This window comes from Niabella yanshanensis, assembly GCF_034424215.1.
Classification (GTDB): Bacteria; Bacteroidota; Bacteroidia; order Chitinophagales; family Chitinophagaceae; genus Niabella; species Niabella yanshanensis.
This window is the reverse complement of sequence record NZ_CP139960.1, coordinates 2,473,119-2,490,483: the sequence shown is the minus strand read 5'-3', so window position 1 is coordinate 2,490,483 and position 17,365 is coordinate 2,473,119. Positions and strand designations below refer to the sequence as shown.

At 42.4% G+C, this 17,365-nt stretch carries 11 protein-coding genes; 6 read left to right on the top strand and 5 right to left on the bottom strand.

Translation table 11 applies throughout. From position 1 onward, the window contains the following. Positions 1-3,408, bottom strand: coding sequence for an isoleucine--tRNA ligase (gene ileS, locus U0035_RS10110; RefSeq protein ID WP_114792192.1), 3,408 nt, complete (start codon positions 3,406-3,408; stop codon positions 1-3). A gap of 129 nt (positions 3,409-3,537) precedes the next feature. On the opposite strand from ileS, the gene U0035_RS10105 reads away from it, so the two are divergent. Beyond that, positions 3,538-6,183: a glycoside hydrolase family 78 protein gene (locus U0035_RS10105; RefSeq protein ID WP_114792191.1), complete on the top strand. Its 2,646-nt coding sequence runs from the start codon at positions 3,538-3,540 to the stop codon at positions 6,181-6,183. Positions 6,184-6,405: 222 nt separating this feature from the next. Here the strand turns inward: U0035_RS10105 and U0035_RS10100 are convergent, their stop codons facing one another. From U0035_RS10100 to U0035_RS10090, 3 genes are read right to left on the bottom strand one after another with little or no spacing between them, the layout of a single operon-like run. Beyond that, positions 6,406-7,299: a DUF6607 family protein gene (locus tag U0035_RS10100; RefSeq protein ID WP_162817957.1), complete on the bottom strand. Its 894-nt coding sequence runs from the start codon at positions 7,297-7,299 to the stop codon at positions 6,406-6,408. A 39-nt stretch (positions 7,300-7,338) separates the two neighbouring features. Continuing rightward, positions 7,339-8,718, bottom strand: coding sequence for an HmuY family protein (locus U0035_RS10095; RefSeq protein WP_114792189.1), 1,380 nt, complete (start codon positions 8,716-8,718; stop codon positions 7,339-7,341). A 30-nt stretch (positions 8,719-8,748) separates the two neighbouring features. Next, positions 8,749-10,803 carry a TonB-dependent receptor plug domain-containing protein gene (locus tag U0035_RS10090; protein WP_114792188.1) on the bottom strand — a complete coding sequence of 685 codons (2,055 nt, stop codon included), beginning with the start codon at positions 10,801-10,803 and terminating at the stop codon, positions 8,749-8,751. 204 nt (positions 10,804-11,007) lie between these two features. Between U0035_RS10090 and U0035_RS10085 the strand changes: the two genes are divergently transcribed. Then, on the top strand, positions 11,008-11,469 hold the full coding sequence (locus tag U0035_RS10085; RefSeq protein ID WP_114792187.1) for a hypothetical protein: 462 nt from the start codon (positions 11,008-11,010) through the stop codon (positions 11,467-11,469). Here the strand turns inward: U0035_RS10085 and flxY are convergent, their stop codons facing one another. Then, positions 11,470-12,765, bottom strand: coding sequence for a flexirubin biosynthesis putative acyl-CoA ligase FlxY (gene flxY / locus U0035_RS10080; RefSeq protein ID WP_114792186.1), 1,296 nt, complete (start codon positions 12,763-12,765; stop codon positions 11,470-11,472). A 499-nt stretch (positions 12,766-13,264) separates the two neighbouring features. Between flxY and U0035_RS10075 the strand changes: the two genes are divergently transcribed. The 4 genes from U0035_RS10075 to U0035_RS10060 all read left to right on the top strand — a co-directional run bounded on the left by U0035_RS10075 (position 13,265) and on the right by U0035_RS10060 (position 17,329). Next, a complete protein-coding gene (locus U0035_RS10075) occupies positions 13,265-14,713 on the top strand; it encodes a circularly permuted type 2 ATP-grasp protein (RefSeq protein ID WP_114792184.1) in 1,449 nt (482 codons plus the stop codon). Between the two features lie 88 nt (positions 14,714-14,801). After that, positions 14,802-15,737, top strand: coding sequence for an alpha-E domain-containing protein (locus tag U0035_RS10070; RefSeq protein ID WP_114792183.1), 936 nt, complete (start codon positions 14,802-14,804; stop codon positions 15,735-15,737). 87 nt (positions 15,738-15,824) lie between these two features. Next, positions 15,825-16,799 (top strand): transglutaminase family protein, encoded by a 975-nt coding sequence (locus tag U0035_RS10065; protein WP_114792182.1) that lies wholly within the window; start codon positions 15,825-15,827, stop codon positions 16,797-16,799. A 179-nt stretch (positions 16,800-16,978) separates the two neighbouring features. Continuing rightward, positions 16,979-17,329 (top strand): RidA family protein, encoded by a 351-nt coding sequence (locus U0035_RS10060; protein WP_114792181.1) that lies wholly within the window; start codon positions 16,979-16,981, stop codon positions 17,327-17,329. Positions 17,330-17,365: the final 36 nt, after the last annotated feature.

Below are 17,365 nucleotides of genomic sequence, written 5' to 3'. Positions count from 1 at the left end.
TTACCCTTTTTTAGAAACAATCGTTTTTAAAATGTTCTCGTTAACATCAATTTCTATACCATTATCTGATGTAACAGCCTGAAAATATAAATTTTCTGCGAGAATTTCCGCGCAAATATAATCTTTATAGGCTGTTAGAGAATCTTTTAATGTTTCATTTGTGTCAATAACAACATTTATTTTATCGGTAAGTTCGAAACCGCTATCCTTCCTGATCTTCTGAATGCGATTTACAAACTCACGTGCGTCGCCTTCCTGCTGTAATTGGGGGGTAATAGTGATATCCAAAGCCACGGTAAGCGCTCCTTTTGAAGCTACTGTCCAGCCCGGAATATCTTCACTGCTAATGTCTACTTCGTTCACATTCAATGTAACGGTTTCGCCATCAATATTCAAATCATAGCTACCTTCCCGTTCGAGACGGCTGATATCTTCCTGGCCGAATTGAGCCAGTGCACCAGAGACCGCTTTCATTTTAGGACCCAGCTTTTTACCCAAAGCAACGAAGTTAGGTTTGATCTTTTTCTTGATAAACCCTTCGGTTTCGGTAAGATAAGCTATTTCTTTCACATTTACTTCTGATTTGATCAGTTCTTCGATCTTTTCCAGCTGATCCTTCATAAAAGGGTTCAATACAGGAATCAGCACTTTCTGCAAAGGCTGGCGCACCTTGATATTTACCTTCTTCCTTAAAGACAGGATCAATGAAGAAGCATCCTGCGCCAACTGCATTCTTTCTTCCAGCGACTGGTCGATCAGGGCCTCATCTGCTTTAGGGAAAAAGGCATGATGCACACTCTCTGCACTGTGGCGTTGGGTAATGCTGTTCAGGTTGCGAAATACGGCATCACTGAAGAAAGGAGCGATGGGCGCCATCAGGCGACATATGGTTTCCAGGCATTCGTACAGGGTTTGGTAGGCCGATACTTTATCTGCCTCATACTCTCCCCCGCCTGCCTGCGCTGCATTTGCGTTACGGCGGGCAGGCTTCCAGAACCGGCGGCGGCACAAACGCACGTACCAGTTGCTCAAATGTTCATCTACAAAATCTTCTATTAAACGACCGGCCTGGGTTGGTTCATAGTCGTCCATAGCCGTATTTACATTTTTAACCAGGGTATTTAATGAGGAAATGATCCAACGGTCAATTTCCGGCCTTTCATTCATTTGCATGTACCGCTCTTTAAAGGTAAAGCCGTCTACATTCGCATATAAGGCAAAGAACTGGTAGGTATTATACAAAGTGCCAAAGAATTTGCGTTGTACCTCTTTAATACCGTCGATATCAAATTTAAGGTTGTCCCAGGGTGAAGCGTTAGTGATAAGATACCAGCGGGTAGCATCGGCGCCAAATTTTTCAATAGTGTCGAACGGATCTACCACGTTACCCAGGCGTTTACTCATCTTGTTGCCGTTTTTATCCAGCACCAAACCATTGCTCACTACTGTTTTAAAAGCAACATTTTCGTACAACAAAGAACCAATCGCATGAAGGGTATAGAACCATCCACGGGTTTGATCCACCCCTTCGCAAATGAAGTCAGCCGGGAAATTGTTATTAAACGGCTGATTGAAAGGTTTTGGATCGCCCGCTTTCAACTTTTCATAATCCAGTCCCCACTGGGCATAAGGCATGGCGCCACTGTCAAACCAAACGTCGATCAGGTCGGGCTCCCGGCGCATGGGTTTACCGCTATCGCTTACCAGTATTACTTCATCCACGTAAGGCTTATGCAGGTCCAGGATACCATCATGCAGGTAATGCTTGTTGACTTCTCCGCCTAAAACCTCGCTGGCCTTCTTGATCTCTGTATTTAATTCCTCTATTGAGCCGATGCATTTGATCTCTTCTCCATCTTCGGTGCTCCATACTGGCAGTGGCGTTCCCCAGAAACGGCTACGGCTCAGGTTCCAGTCCACCATATTCTCCAGCCAGTTACCAAAGCGGCCTTCGCCGGTTGATTTGGGTTTCCAGTGTATGGTTTTGTTCAGCTCCACCATTTTGTCGCGCAGGGCGGTAGTTCTGATAAACCACGCATCCAGCGGGTAATATAAAACGGGCTTGTCGGTACGCCAGCAATGCGGATAATTGTGTTCGTATTTCTCTACTTTAAAGGCCCGGCCTTTTAATTTAAGGTCGACTGAAATATCTACGTTTACGTCTACGTAGTTGGCCTCGTCCTTATAGTCCTTAACATAACGGCCGCTATATTCACCAACACCATTTACAAATTTACCTTCACGATCTACCAGGGTAACAATGCCCAGGTTATTTTTTTGACCAACCTTATAGTCATCGGCGCCAAAAGCAGGTGCGGTATGTACGATACCGGTTCCATCTTCCGTGGTTACGAAATCGCCTGTTACTACTTTAAACGGATCAGCATCCGGCGTGATAGCCTGCACGGCTTCAAGGCTGTTGGCTTCAAAGGGCATCAGTTGCTCATATCTTAATCCGTACAGTTGTTTACCGGTAAAAGTGGTGTTCACTTTCCAGGGAATGATCTTATCCTCTTTCTGGTATGCCGCCAAATCGGCGTCTTTACCTTCTGCCTTAAAATACTTATGCAGCAGGGCCGTAGCAATCACTACATTTTGCGGCTCGTGGGTATAGGGGTTGAAGGATTGCACCAGGCTGTACTCAATATTAGGTCCTACTGTTAACCCCAGGTTAGAAGGTAGGGTCCATGGGGTGGTGGTCCAGGCCATCAGGAAAATGTCACCGGTTACGTTTGCCGCGGCCAGTGTTTCATTAGGGATGGCTTTAAACAATACAGTTGCACTGGTATCTTTTACATCCTTATAAGTTCCGGGCTGGTTCAGCTCATGCGAGCTCAAGCCGGTACCGGCAGCAGGAGAGTAAGGCTGAATGCTTACACTTTTGTACAACAAACCTTTATTGAACAACTGTTTCAATATCCACCACAGCGTTTCAATATACTCATTTTTGAAAGTGATATAGGGATCGTTAAGGTCTACCCAGTAGCCCATTTTGCGGGTAAGATCGTCCCACTGGCTTTTAAAGCGCAATACCGCTTCACGGCATTTCCGGTTATACTCTTCAACCGTAATTTTTTTGCCAATATCTTCTTTAGTAATACCTAATTCTTTTTCTACTCCTAATTCTACAGGTAATCCATGTGTATCCCATCCGCCTTTGCGTTTTACCTGGAAGCCCTGCATGGTTTTATACCGGCAAACCAGGTCTTTTAATGTACGGGAAATGACGTGGTGAATGCCCGGCATACCGTTGGCGCTGGGCGGACCCTCATAAAAAACAAAAGGCTCAGCGCCTTCTCTCAAAGAAACACTTTTCTCAAACGCCTCATTTGCTGTCCAGTTCGATAATATTTCCTTTTCTATTGCGGGTAGATTTAAACCCGAAAATTCCTGATATTTTGCACTCATAATACGCTAAAAAATGAGTGCAAAGGTAAGGAATATAGGGCTTTTATAGTATATACACATCTTCTGCGGAATAAAATAGGCCGAAAAGGATTATCTTCCGCCATAGGTAAACGAATACTTCCTCCTGCTATGAACCGATCTGAATTTTTCGAAACTATTTTTAAGTCCACGCTGCTCATCTTATTGATCATTACCGGGTTTCCCGGCCGGAGTCAAAATGGGGTTACTGCTCTCCGTTGTGAATACAGGGAAGATCCCCTGGGTATTGATGTTTCTCAACCGAGGCTGAGCTGGCAGCTGACAAACGCCAGAGCAGCTACTCAAACCGCCTATCGCATTTTTGTGGCTTCTGATAAAAAACTATTGCATGCGGGTAAGGCAGATATTTGGGACAGCCAGGTTCAGGCTGGCGATGCGCAAATGGTTTATTTTGATGGCAACCCGCTGAAACCGCATACCCGGTACTGGTGGCGGGTGGAAACACAGGCAGGCTATAAATCTTTCAAATCGGTGCCTGCATGGTTTGAAACTGCCAAAATGCAGGAAACGGACTGGGTGGGCCAATGGATTACGGACAACGAGGGTATCGAATATGATGCTTCACCCCGCTTCCGTAAAATTTTCAGTGCTGGAAGCAAAATCGTTTCAGCCAGATGCTATATCAGCGGGCTGGGGTACTACCAGCTCTATATCAACGGTCAATGTCTGAATCCTCATTCCCTGGATCCCGGATTTACTGATTACAGTAAACGTATCTTATATAATACCTACGATATTGGTGCAGCACTACAAAAAGGAGAAAACTGTATTGGCATACAATTAGGAAATGGCTGGTTTAACGAACAAACGCCAACGGTATGGAATTTTCATAAAGCTCCCTGGCGCAACCGGCCGCAGGTGATAGCAGAAGTGCATATCGTATATGCCAATGGCACCCGGGAGATCATTAAAACAGGTGCGGACTGGCTTACGGCTACCGGCCCTGTTCGTTTTGATAATATTCACGCCGGGACCACTTATGATGCTACAAAAGAACAGCGGGGGTGGGCTACAGCCGGTTTTAATGCTGCGGGCTGGCAACCATCGGTAGTTACAGCAGCTACGGCCCCGCTTATTGAAGCCCAGGCGATGCCATCGATTAGTGTTACAGAACTGCTCCGGTCAAAGTCTGTAAAAAAGATCAATGATACCTGCTATGTGTTTGATATGGGAATCAATTTCGCAGGTGTGCCACGGCTTCATATAAGTGGTGAGAAAGGAATCCGTGTTACCTTACGCCATGCAGAAATGACGGACAGTAGCGGCCGCATTGATCAGCGTAATATTAATATGCATTTGAGGCCGAGGAATCCCAGGGATGTGATTCAAATGGATGTCTATTATTTAAAAGGCGAAGGCAAAGAAACCTTTGCGCCCGATTTTACCTATCATGGATTCAGGTATATTGAAATGACTTCTGATAAGCCTATCGATATTTCCAAAGTTAAAATGGAGGCGCTGCGTATGCATAGTAAGGTAGAAAAGGCGGGCAGCTTTAAAAGTTCCAATCCTTTATTGAATAATATTTTCGATATCTGCAGTAATTCTTATCTCAGCAATTTATTTGGTATTCCTACCGACTGTCCCACCCGTGAAAAGAATGGCTGGATGGCCGATGGTTTTATGGTGCAGGAAGCAGGTATGCTAAGTTATAACTCAGGTAGCATTTATGCCAAATGGGTAAAAGATATGACAGATGCGCAAAGCGCGGATGGTGATGTACCGGGAATTGTGCCCACTTCCTGGAACTGGAACTCGGAATGGGCGGGCCCTGTATGGGATGCAGCTATTTTTATAGTACCTTCTTTGCTGTATCAATATTATGGTGATGTGGAAAGCATCCGCAATGTATATCCAACGGCGCAACGTTATTTAAAGTACCTGGCTACTATTGAAAATGAAAAGGGGCTTTTAAAAGACGGCTTGGGAGACTGGTTGTATTATAAGGCCATCACGCCTAATGATTTTATGGTATCCTGTTATTATTATTGGGACTATATATTGATGGCCCGCATGGCAGCGTTGTTGGGTAAACCGGAAGAGGGAAAGCAATATGCTGCCAAAGCAGAAGGTCTTAAAGCGCGCATCAACCAGCATTATTTTGATCAGCAAAAAATTACTTATGCTAATCAGACACAATTGTCGTATGCATTACCATTGTATATGGATATTGTACCCTCCGGTCATAGACAGGTGCTCGCTAAGAAATTAGATGAAGCCATAGCCGCCAACAACTACAGTCTCGACTTTGGCTTTATAGGATCATTGATCGTGCCGGAAGTATTGTCGCGGTTTGGTTATACAGAAACGGTATATAAAATGGTGACCAAAGAAACGCTGCCCTCATGGGGATACTGGATCAAAAATTACCATGCCACCAGCCTTTTTGAAACCTGGGATGTAGGACGTAATATCGGCGATGCCTCGCGCAATCATCCTTCGATGGGAGCTATTGCAGCGTGGATGTATAAGGCCCTTGCGGGGATACAAATGGATGAGTCGGCGCCTGCCTTTAAAAAAATTATTATTCAACCGGCCTTTGTGAAAGACCTGCAGTTTGCAGAAGGGTATCACGAATCGGTTTATGGTACCATCCGATCGGCCTGGAAAAGAACCGGCAATAAAGTCCAGTTAGATATAGTCATCCCGGCGGGTTGTACTGCAAGTGTTTTGATACCCGGCCAGGCTCCAAAGGAAGTAGGAGGAGGAGAGCATAGCTTTAGCTTCGCAGAATAAAAAATGCCACGCCAAAAATGACGCGGCGTATATCCACTATTTAGAAAATGAGTTCGTAATTGACAGGTTGCTGTCAGGCTGAGCTTGACGAAGCCGTAGGCGACGGACCAATAATGTCCTTCGTCAAGCTCAGGACGACATTTATTTTATACTTTGGTAGTGTATGTTGCTGGCAGCCTGATCAAAGGCGTCAAGTTAGATACAACAACCATAGCGTCTTAATTACTGTATATGCTTCGCTAATACTGAAGCCACAGTAGTATTAGCATCGGCAGCTGTCAGTTTTTTCTCCTTCCAGTCGTCGGCCAGTTTAAACAAAGTACCCATTAGCTCATTATCGTTCACCAGCTTTATGGATGATTTTTGTGTCAATACTTTATCCCATTCCTGTTGTACAGCAGTCCAGAAACCTTTATGCTCGTTCCAGTATTGGGTAGCCGCTTCGCAATCTGAATCATCTGCTTTCTCGTACAGGTTCAAACCTTTTTCCTCAGCCAGTACTTTGTCAGTACCGCTTGCACGTAATACTTTTTTATTGTCCTGGATATGATCGTATCCATTGTTGTTGATCACCAGGCGGTTGGTTCTTTGCAGGATATTATAGTCTGAACGCTGGGTATACTCGCGGCGTGGCAGTGGAGCATCGGCTGTATTTTCCCAGATCGTATGACCGTTTACCACCTGCCATGGTGCAGAGCCCTGGTAGCGGGGCGCATCGGTTACTTCCCATACCGATTGTGACCATTTGCCTTTTACATCGGCTTTGTTCAGGTTTACTTTTTCCCAAACTTTGTCGCCTTTATAATTCCACTGTACCGGGTTTTCGTAGGTCCAGTCTTCGCGCCAGTGTTTTACTACCATTCCATTGCCTACTACCAATAGGTGTTGTATCACCACTCTTTTATCGGTATTAATAATGGGCAAAGATAATTCGGTAGCGCCCTGTATCTTTTCGCGATCGTGGAATTTGTAATCCTTATCCGGCGAAAAAGTTTCGGCATATTTAAAAGTTACCTCAAAGCATCCGCATAGCTTATTAATATTTTCTTTACCGTTTTGGGCGATTGCCGGTACGGTCAATGCCGCTGCCACCGCCATACTTAATAGTTTTTTCATTGTTCTTTTTTCCTTAATTGTTACAGTTGTTTGTTATAATTATTTTAATAAAGCAAAATCAAATTCAGGCTTACCTCTTTCACCGGTATCACCCACACCCATTTTTTTGAACCTAAGCTTATAATAGTTGCCATTAGGGTCTTTTACGATATAAAATCTATCTTTTTTAATACCGGAGCCTGTAGTTGTTCTCCATTTGCTCCCGATAGCATCACGTGTTTTAAGAAAGGTCAGTGCCGCTATACCTGCTTTTGTAAAGGCTGCGTAATCAGCTTCCCATTTATCTGTGGTAGTTACTATTTCTGCTGCTTCAGCACCACCCATATAGTTAAGCAAAATGAAATCCTGGAACCAGTATGGTGAACCCAGGCCTGAGTTGTAGGTACTGTAGCCCCACTGTATGTCCCAGTTTTTTGCCCGTGGCTCCGCAGTTACCACTTTACCTGTTTCCAGTGATAAAAATACTAAATTGTAATTTGGATCTTTATCAACTACAATTGTTTTAGTAGCTGATTCCGCAATATTTGCATATTGAACTTTATATCCGGTTGTTCCATTTCTACTCACTTTAACTTTCAACCATTTATCACGTGCTTTGTTGCCCTCAAAACTAATAATGAATACTTTAGCTTCAGCCTCGTTTGCAGGAACATCTCCTAAAGCTGTTTTAGATAGATCTCCTGTCCAATTATCTACCAGGCTAGCCGTCGCGGGATTAGTAATGTCATGATTCAGTTCAATTCCTGCGGTATCAGCAGTAGTGATCGCCGAATTAATATCGGTTTTGTTTAAACGAGCTGCAGTAGTTTGATAACCTGGGTTTAATAGAACCTTAAAAGTGCCATCAGTTGTAAAAGCGATGTTCCAGCTTTTTCTATTTGTGGCAACAGCCGCGTTATTGCTAAAGTCTACATATACATCGTTTGCATAAGGCGATACTTCCGTTTTGCCGGGAATTACGAAATTAGTAGAGCCTTCTGATGTAATAGCGCTTAAGCTCACTACCAAACTTTTTTTCGCTCCTACGATCGCATCATTAGCTGAGCTGATGTCAAATGTAATTTTTTCAGAGCCCGATAATAATAAGCCTGCGGTCTTACTTACTTTAAAAGTAGTTGAGGTACTATTGGCCGGAATAGTTACAGATAAGACGCCATTAGTTATTACAGGGGTTGTTGTGAAATCAGCTCCGGTGGCAAGTCCATTAGACGTTACATTAATTGTAATTGGTAACGGTGTAGACTGTGCTCTGCTGGTTTCAATAGTTACTGTCAAATCATTAGTTGTGGCATCAAATCCTAATTCATTGGCTGAAAAGTTAACCTGAATAGGAGCCAAAGGCGGGTCGCTCTTGGAACAATTTGAAAAAATAAATCCTAATGCGGTTAGGAGGAATAGTAATCCTGCTCTCATGTTCATTGTCTGTTATTTTTATTTAAAAATTAATTGCTAGTTCCAGTTGAATAAAAACCCTAAAAAGAAAGAACGTCCATAACTTTTTAGAATGGGGCCGCTACTGCTATGAGCGCCACCCGATGTATTGGTGCTTGTTAGCCTTGTTACGTCAAGTAAATTTTTTACACCTGCGTTTATGGTAATGTATTTAAATAGTAACTTATTGGCGGTAAGATCTAGTAAATGAAAATCTTGTATTTCTGTTGCGATAATTTTAGTTACTCCATTTTCAACCTGCTCCTGGAAGCCAGGTTGCTTGCCGGTGTATTTATAGAACAAGGCGATATTGGCTTTAATTTTATTAATGCTATATCTTATGTTACTATTAATTTCGGGTGACCAGGCAAATTTTTTCGTATTGCTGTAGGCCTCAGCATAACTATTATAGCGACCGATATATGACATTCCTACCGTTCCCTGTAAATTTGAGTAAGCTAAACTAGCTGTCGCCGTACCACCCGTTGTTTTATATTTATCTATATTAATTAGGGTGCTCCATAAAGGGTTGCCGGGATCCTGAGCATAACTTATCCGATTCCGAAAATCACTATAAAATGTACTTAAGTCTGCTGATGCTGAGATGTTACCCAGGAAAAATTTATTTTGAGAGATAGAAATAGCATAACTATTTGAGTATTCAGCCTTCAAATCAGGATTGCCTTCGATATCATGGCTTGCATCATGGAATGTGAAATATAATTCTCTTAAAGCAGGAGCTCTGAAGCCTCTGCCATAACTGGCCCGGAGGTTCCAGTTGTGGGTTAGGTCGTATTTTAGATTCAGTGAGGGGATTACGGGAGGTGCATCGTATGCTGAATTTTTTGCAAAGCGCAATCCGGGACGGATACTTAATCTGCTTACAGGAGCTATTTCACCTGATAGAAAAAACGAATAATCCGTAATGCCGTCATTTACATAAATCCGTTGTCCGGAACTGTTATCTGATTTAATCTCAATACCCGGTTGTATTTGTACTTTCTCCGACCATTTATATACGGCCGTCGCTCTGAAGAAGGCCGTTTTAAATGTAGAGGTATCCTGAGTGCTATTAGGGTTAAGATACTCTTCACCAGTTTGGGTATTATAGGTTGTATTCTTGGTGCGTCTACGATAATTTTGATAAGATGCAGATGCATTTAACAGCCACTTTTTTGAAATGTTCCAATCTGCTTGCGTGGTATGGGTATATCGGTCTGTAATATACGATTGACGGGCTATAATGGGTTCGGAAATACTTGGAACCCCTTCGCTATTAATATCTTCATACAAATAGTTGAGTCTGTACCAAATATTGAGACCATTTTTCCGGTAGCCAATTTCGCCTCCAAATAAATCCTGCTTTTTCGGCTTAACTTCCTTTGTTCTGCTGTTATCGGCAACGGTACCGGTCCAACCTCCAAATTGATTACGTGCATAATTTCCACTGGCGCTAATGCCGGTTTTATGATTGTAGCCTATCCGTATGTTTTGATTATGGATACCTTCTCCATTAAAAGCTTGATACTCTTTGGGAACAGTTTCCTCTAACACACCTAAACCAACTGACCATTTATTTTTTAAGCCAGAGGCGCTTTTTTTGGTGATTATGTTAATTACGCCGGCTAATGCATCAGTACCATAAACCACGCTCATTGGGCCTTCTACGATTTCTATTTTTTCAACTTCGTTTATGTTGATCTGAGTAAGCGATTGGCGGGTCTCACCTCTGTCTACCAGCGGTACACCATCCAGTAATATCTTGACATTCGGGCCTCCCATTCCCATAATCTGAATGTCTGTTTCTCCTAAAATATAATCAGTGCCGAATCTGATTCCTAGTTCTGTATTTAATACACCCAAAAGATCTGTGGCTCCCCGCATTTTTATTTGCTCATTGCTGATAAGTCGAACCTTATACAAAGACCTGGCTAGAGATTTAGGCGCATACTGGCCAGTTATTACCTGGATGGAATCTAATGACCTGTAGGTGGTATCCGTTTGCGCCTGTAAATATTGATTCGCCGATAAAGCTGTTAAGGTGATCAGTAAATATTTTTTGAGTACATTCATCTTCCCTTCTTAATAAGAACGCAAAACTCTTGATAAGTTCAGGCAATCATTTGTGAGATCGGGAATTTCAGTTTACGAAATTGGGAAATTTTACGTTTGCCTGCCAAAGGATTATGGAAACATTACTGGGAATGCCCGGGCAATTGCATATTTTTATAAAGTTGCGTTTCAACGATGTCTTACGTCATTACATAAAATGATACTATGAAACTAACTTCCCTGCCAATTCTATTGCTAATCATTATGGGTTTTTCCTGTAAGCGCTCTTCACCTGTAGAAGAAAATGTGGAGGATGCCCGGAAAAGCCAGTCATGTGGAAAAGCGGTTGTGGCTAATGCATCCAACTTTGCTACTGTAACTTCAGATGCTTTCACGATTATGGAAGCTTCCATATCCGGTGATTGCCTGACATTAAAATTAGGCCTGGCCAGCGGTTGCACAGACCCTGCAAGTCTTGATGTGCTGCATGGAGTTTCTGTTGCTACCGTTTACCCGCAACAACATGCTCTAAAAATTGCATTAACGTATGGAGTCGGGTGCGCTATGCCAGGTACGCGAACCTATCATTTCGATCTTTACCCGATCAGGCAAAAAAACACCAATAAAATATCTGTCAGTATTTCGGGGCAGCAAGGATATTATAAAACATTGGAGTATAAATATTAGTTACTTCCTCCGGTCAATAAACTTAACGGGTTTTCTTACTCCATCGGGGAACTGTAGCTTTTGCATAATGTCGGTCTCAACATATTTAATATGGGGGGTCACACGTAACCTGGCCTGTAAATAAGCTTTGATCTTGTTCTGGGTTTCTTCCTGGTCGTTTGTGGCTGTCAGGTGCAGCAACACTTCATCTGTTCCTATTTCATTGCTGTATACTTCTACCACATATTCCTTTATCGCGTCAATGCGATGAATGATCTCGAATAGGGCAGGAGCGAACAGTGTGGTGCCTTTATACTTGATCATTTGTTTTTTTCGGCCAATAACAGGAGAGAGGCGTAAAGTATGCCGGCCGCAGCTGCAGGGTTTGGTATAAGCCCTGCAAATATCACCGGTTTTATATCTTAATAGTGGCATCCCCTCTACACCCAGGGTGGTAATGGTTACTTCGCCGGGTTCTCCTTCAGCAACGGGCTGTCCATTGTCATCAATCAGTTCTACAATCAGTAGTTCAGGGTTAAGGTGTCCGCCGTTTCCTGCTTCGCATTCGGTAAAGGCTGTCTGCATTTCAGTAGAGGCGTAGGTAGAGAAAAGCTGTATATTCCATTTATCTGTTATTTTTTGTGCCAGTATATTAGGCTCCAGTTGCTCGGTTCTTATATTCTCTCCTATACATACTGCTTTTTTTACAGAGGAGGCGTTGATGTCAATACCGTTATCTTCTGCATATTGTATCAGCTTGATAATAAAAGACGGTACTGCTACAATGGCTGTTGGTTTGAGACGATCGATAGTTTCCCATTGCAGGGAGGGCACGCCAGGTCCCACGCGTACCACACCAGCCCCTAGTTTACGGATACCGCTATAATAGGCCATTCCTGCCATAAATTGCCGGTCGAGTGTAAGCATCAACTGGTAAATATCTTCCGAAGTACCATTGGCGCAGGCAAACGAGCTGTATTCATTATAAGCCAGCCTTTGCAGATCATTTTCTGTCAGCGCAATAGTTACCGGACTACCCACTGTGCCGGAAGTAGCCGTATATTCAATGATCTTGTTTTTAGCTACACATAAGAACTCCCTATTCCTCATTTGCAGGTGTTCTTTTTCCGTAGGTGGTATCAAAGCCAGTTGGTTGATGCTTTTTATATCCTGAATTTCTATACCATGTATATGAAATAGTTCCCGGTAATAGGCCGAATGGGTTTGCAGGTACATTAAGAGGTCTGCCAGTTTTTTCTCCTGGTAACTGGTAATGGCCGACGCTTTTTGAAAAGAAATAGACGGTAATTCGTTCATGCGCCAAACCTACGGAAATATTTCACTTGCGAAACAACCGCTCCTTTCATTTGCTAAGACAAGAAAGTAAGGGCATAGTAATTCCAGTAAAGCACTTTGAATAACTCCCTTTTTTTAGAAATGCGCTTTTTAATATGCTTCTTAAATTTTATAATCCTCAAAACCTGCCTGTTTTTTTGAGTACTGTGTTTTTTCATTGATTTGGTTTTCGGTAATACTGATTCATTAGCATAGCGAAGATAAAGGGATTTGAACACCAAAAACAAGCTTTAGTTAAATTTAATATATAAAATTGAATTAATTTAAATAAGTGTCAATAAGGCAAATATTTTTCATTTATATTAATTTTATTATGTGTTATATTATCGTTTTTTATTCGCTTTTAGTGTATTAATTATTTAATATTAACATATATGGTAATTTTTTATTTAAATTTTATTATTTGTTTTTTAGCATTTTTTTATATATATTCCAATTTTAAAGCAACTAAGTCTGGATTATGACCCTACCGAAAATATTAGAATCTTATCATACTCAATCCAAGGTTTGGGATGAGCTCATGAGCCAGACTGGCGTTAGGGAGAGTTATCTTCAACTGGTTAAAACACTGGAGGGACTTTCTGCTGAAGAAATGGGTAACAAGGATGAGCTGGCCAAGAAACTCTTTATGACGCAGGGAATTACCTTTACCGTGTACAGCGATAACGAAGGTGTGGAGAAAATATTTCCTTTCGATATTATCCCGCGTATCATAGAAGCCAAAGAGTGGGCCATTATTGAGGCAGGTGTAAAGCAGCGGCTCAGGGCATTAAATATCTTCCTGAAAGATGTATACCATCAGCAGTTTATCATAAAAGATGGAATTGTTCCGGCTAAGCTCATTTATTCCTGCCCTCTGTTCCTGAGGGAAATGATGAACGTAAATGTGCCTTTCGATATCTATTCTCATATATCGGGTATCGACCTGATCAGGGATGCGGATGGTAGTTTTTATGTATTGGAGGACAATTTAAGAACACCTTCGGGTGTATCTTATATGCTGGAGAACCGAAGCATTACTTTCAGAATATTTCCTGATTTAATACCCAGCAATAATGTACGCCGGGTAATAGAGTACCCCTCCTTATTGCTGAAGAATTTGCTGGGCCTGGCTAACCGGCAAACCAGTAACCCCACCGTTGTTTTACTAACCCCAGGCGTGTACAATTCGGCTTATTTTGAGCATACGACATTGGCACGCCTGATGGGTATTGAATTGGTGGAAGGACGGGATTTAGTGGTGGAGAACCATCATGTGTACATGAAAACCACTAGTGGGTTACAAAAGGTAGATGTTATTTATCGCCGGGTAGACGATGAATTTATTGACCCGCTTACCTTTCGTCCGGACAGCATATTAGGCGTACCGGGTATTTACTGGGCTTACCGGAAAGGGAATGTGGCTATTGTAAATGCAATGGGTAATGGCGTGGCCGACGATAAGGCGGTTTATTCTTATGTGCCGGATATGATACGCTATTACCTGAACGAGGAGCCGATCCTCAAAAATGTACCTACTTATGAGTTAAATGTACCGGAGAACCGTTCGATGGTTTTTGCTAATATGGGTAATATGGTGATTAAGAAAACGAACGAATCAGGTGGCTATGGGATGCTGATGGGAAATAAAGCTACTGAGGAAGAAATGGAGGAATACAAAAAAGCTATATTGGAGGATCCCAGGAATTTTATTGCCCAACCCATTATCAATTTGTCTTCATCGCCCTGCTATATCGATGGTAAGCTGCAGCCAAGGAGAGTGGACCTGAGACCTTTCGCGCTATATGGGCCGGATGGGATCAATATCGTTCCCGGCGGGTTAACACGCGTTGCCCTGAGAGAGGGATCGCTGGTAGTGAACTCTTCTCAGGGTGGGGGTAGTAAGGATACCTGGGTGCTGGGAGATTAGAGCGGATGAATGGTTTACTGTTGATCGGTTGACCGGGAGAATGGTCATTTGAAGTTTAATATTTAGAGTTTAAAATTTAGAATTTAAGATGTTAAGTCGTGTTGCAGAATCTGTGTTTTGGTTGGCGCGCTATATGGAAAGAACCAATGGGTTACTGAGAGTATTGCGAACCAATTATATCGCATCTCAGGATGAAATGAAGGCATACAATTGGAAGACGGTATTGCAAACTTATGGATACCTGGATGCTGCTGAGATAGAGCCTGTTCAAAATAATGCACGTGCGGTATTAAACTATGTGATGCTGGAGCGGGATAACGATGCATCGCTCATTAATAATATTACCCGCGCGCGGGAAAATGCCAAAGCAGTACAGGATCATATCACCAAGGAGATGTGGCATGCACTGAATGGGTATTATTTACTGATCAGGGAAGCCGGTATTCAACGTACTATTAGATATGGCGATCCTATAACAGCTTTGGATGCATTGATTAAACATGGGCTTTTTTTGTATGGAACGATTAATGTCACCATGTCGCGTGGTGAAGCCTACAATTTCTTAAATGTAGGGCTTTATGTGGAAAGAGCGATTATTACAACAGATGTAACAGATATTAAATTGAAAGAGATCGGCTATGATCTGGCACACGAAACTGCAACACCCTCGCTGAGATACCTCCTGTATTCGCTTTCCGGGTATGAGGCCTACTTAAAGTCATCCCGCGGTATTGTAGAAGCAGATACCATTATCAAACAGATATTATACGACGAAGATTTTGTACACTCCATTTTATACTGCACTTCGCATATCAGTCGCTATTTTAAAAGGCTGTATGGACAAAGTATACCGGAAAGCTACGAGAATGTGGACTTCCTGATCGGCAAAGGCTTAAATAATCTGAAGTACAGTAGCTGCGATCTGAAAGACGGTCAGAGTATCAGGAGTCTGCTGGCCCAAACCCGTGCTGATTTACATAATATAGCCCGTGCATTTAATAAGCATTATTTCGGGTATAGTTAATCCTGCATTACCTGCTTAACCTTCAATTTTGACTGAATAGAATTTTGATAGTAGCATTGCGGTACCCAAACCTTTCAAATATTACAGATGCCATCATTTAAGATCAAACATATTACACGCTATTCTTATAGTAGTCCGGCAGTTGAATGCACCAACCAGATCATGTTGTATCCTATACAGGATGCCCTGCAGAACCTGGTAAGTCATAAAATTACTATTACCAAAAATCCCGGCGTAGAAATTTTTGTAGACTATTTTGGTAACACACTGGGTATGTTTTCTATCGTGGAACCTCATACCGAATTATTGATCTCGTCCGAAGCAGAGGTGGTGACCCAGGAGATTCAGGCGCCACAAAATGAGTTACCTGCCGGTGATCAGTGGCAACGTTTATTAACGATGCAGGAACAGTTCCCCTATATCGATTTTATGCAGCAGGAGGCTTTTGAAAGCGCCGACGAGCTCCAATTGTTTTTAGAAGCAACGTTTGATAGTAGCAAAACTCCTTTTGAAAATGCGCAAAGATTCTCTGAGTTTATTTATAAAAACTTCGAGTATAAACAAGGGATTACCAGTGTAGAAACCAAGGTGGACGAAATATGGAAATTGAAAGCGGGCGTATGCCAGGATTTTGCTCATGTTTTATTATTGATGTTAAGAAGGGTAGGGGTTCCGGCACGCTATGTCAGTGGCTATATCTGCCCCAAGAATCACGAGTTCAGAGGCGAGGGAGCCACGCATGCCTGGGTAGAAGCTTATTTACCTGATTATGGATGGATCGGTTTAGATCCTACTAATAATTGCATTGCAAGCGACCGGCATATCAGGTTAGCCGTAGGAAGAAACTTTTCGGACGTAACACCCGTAAAAGGCACTTACAAAGGTTCTTCACATCACGTATTGGAAGTATTGGTTTCAATTGATAACAGAACGGTTGTTCCTATTGAAGAAACGGTGAGTCAGCCTGCTTTCAGTTATAAATCAGATAAGCCGGTTCCGTCTACCAAAACAAACTCTTACCGTTTTTATATGGAGCAGATGCAGCAACAGCAGCAGCAATAACAGATGTCGATGCGATAAAATAATAGACGTCTTCAAAGATATTTTGCAGGCGGCTATTTGTTTGATGTAGTACAATGAGCCTGTTTTCAACTGCATGGCGAGCCAATAATTTTTTATCTCTATATTTATGCGGTCATGACTGATCGTGAGTTGATTTTTTAAATTAAAACCAAAAAGAAATGAGTGTTCAAAGAATCGAACAAAACCCTCGTATGAGTGAAGCATCGAAAGCCGGAAACCTGGTGATTTTAGCAGGACAGGTTGCCGATGGTGAAACGGTTGCCAGCCAGGCACAAAGCATTTTCGATAGTATAGATGCCTTACTGGAAAAAGCAGGCACTAACAAAGCCAATATTCTTTTCGCTAATATTTATCTAACCGATATTAATGATTTTGATGAGCTGAATAAGGTATGGGAAGGATGGGTAGCCGCCGACCAGGGCCAGACACCTTCACGTGCAACCATGCAGGTCGTACGTTTGGCCAGGCCAGAATGGAAAGTAGAGGTACAGGTATTCGCTACGGTGTAGCCAGGCTTCGCTTAAAGCAGATAAAAAAGAAGCTGT

What these genes read in the sequence shown, in the direction of transcription:
- ileS (WP_114792192.1), bottom strand. Translation starts at nt 3,408, where the DNA reads ATGAGTGCAAAATATCAGGAATTTTCGGGTTTAAATCTACCCGCAATA.
- U0035_RS10105 (WP_114792191.1), top strand. Translation starts at nt 3,538, where the DNA reads ATGAACCGATCTGAATTTTTCGAAACTATTTTTAAGTCCACGCTGCTC.
- U0035_RS10100 (WP_162817957.1), bottom strand. Translation starts at nt 7,299, where the DNA reads ATGAAAAAACTATTAAGTATGGCGGTGGCAGCGGCATTGACCGTACCG.
- U0035_RS10095 (WP_114792189.1), bottom strand. Translation starts at nt 8,718, where the DNA reads ATGAACATGAGAGCAGGATTACTATTCCTCCTAACCGCATTAGGATTT.
- U0035_RS10090 (WP_114792188.1), bottom strand. Translation starts at nt 10,803, where the DNA reads ATGAATGTACTCAAAAAATATTTACTGATCACCTTAACAGCTTTATCG.
- U0035_RS10085 (WP_114792187.1), top strand. Translation starts at nt 11,008, where the DNA reads ATGAAACTAACTTCCCTGCCAATTCTATTGCTAATCATTATGGGTTTT.
- flxY (WP_114792186.1), bottom strand. Translation starts at nt 12,765, where the DNA reads ATGAACGAATTACCGTCTATTTCTTTTCAAAAAGCGTCGGCCATTACC.
- U0035_RS10075 (WP_114792184.1), top strand. Translation starts at nt 13,265, where the DNA reads ATGACCCTACCGAAAATATTAGAATCTTATCATACTCAATCCAAGGTT.
- U0035_RS10070 (WP_114792183.1), top strand. Translation starts at nt 14,802, where the DNA reads ATGTTAAGTCGTGTTGCAGAATCTGTGTTTTGGTTGGCGCGCTATATG.
- U0035_RS10065 (WP_114792182.1), top strand. Translation starts at nt 15,825, where the DNA reads ATGCCATCATTTAAGATCAAACATATTACACGCTATTCTTATAGTAGT.
- U0035_RS10060 (WP_114792181.1), top strand. Translation starts at nt 16,979, where the DNA reads ATGAGTGTTCAAAGAATCGAACAAAACCCTCGTATGAGTGAAGCATCG.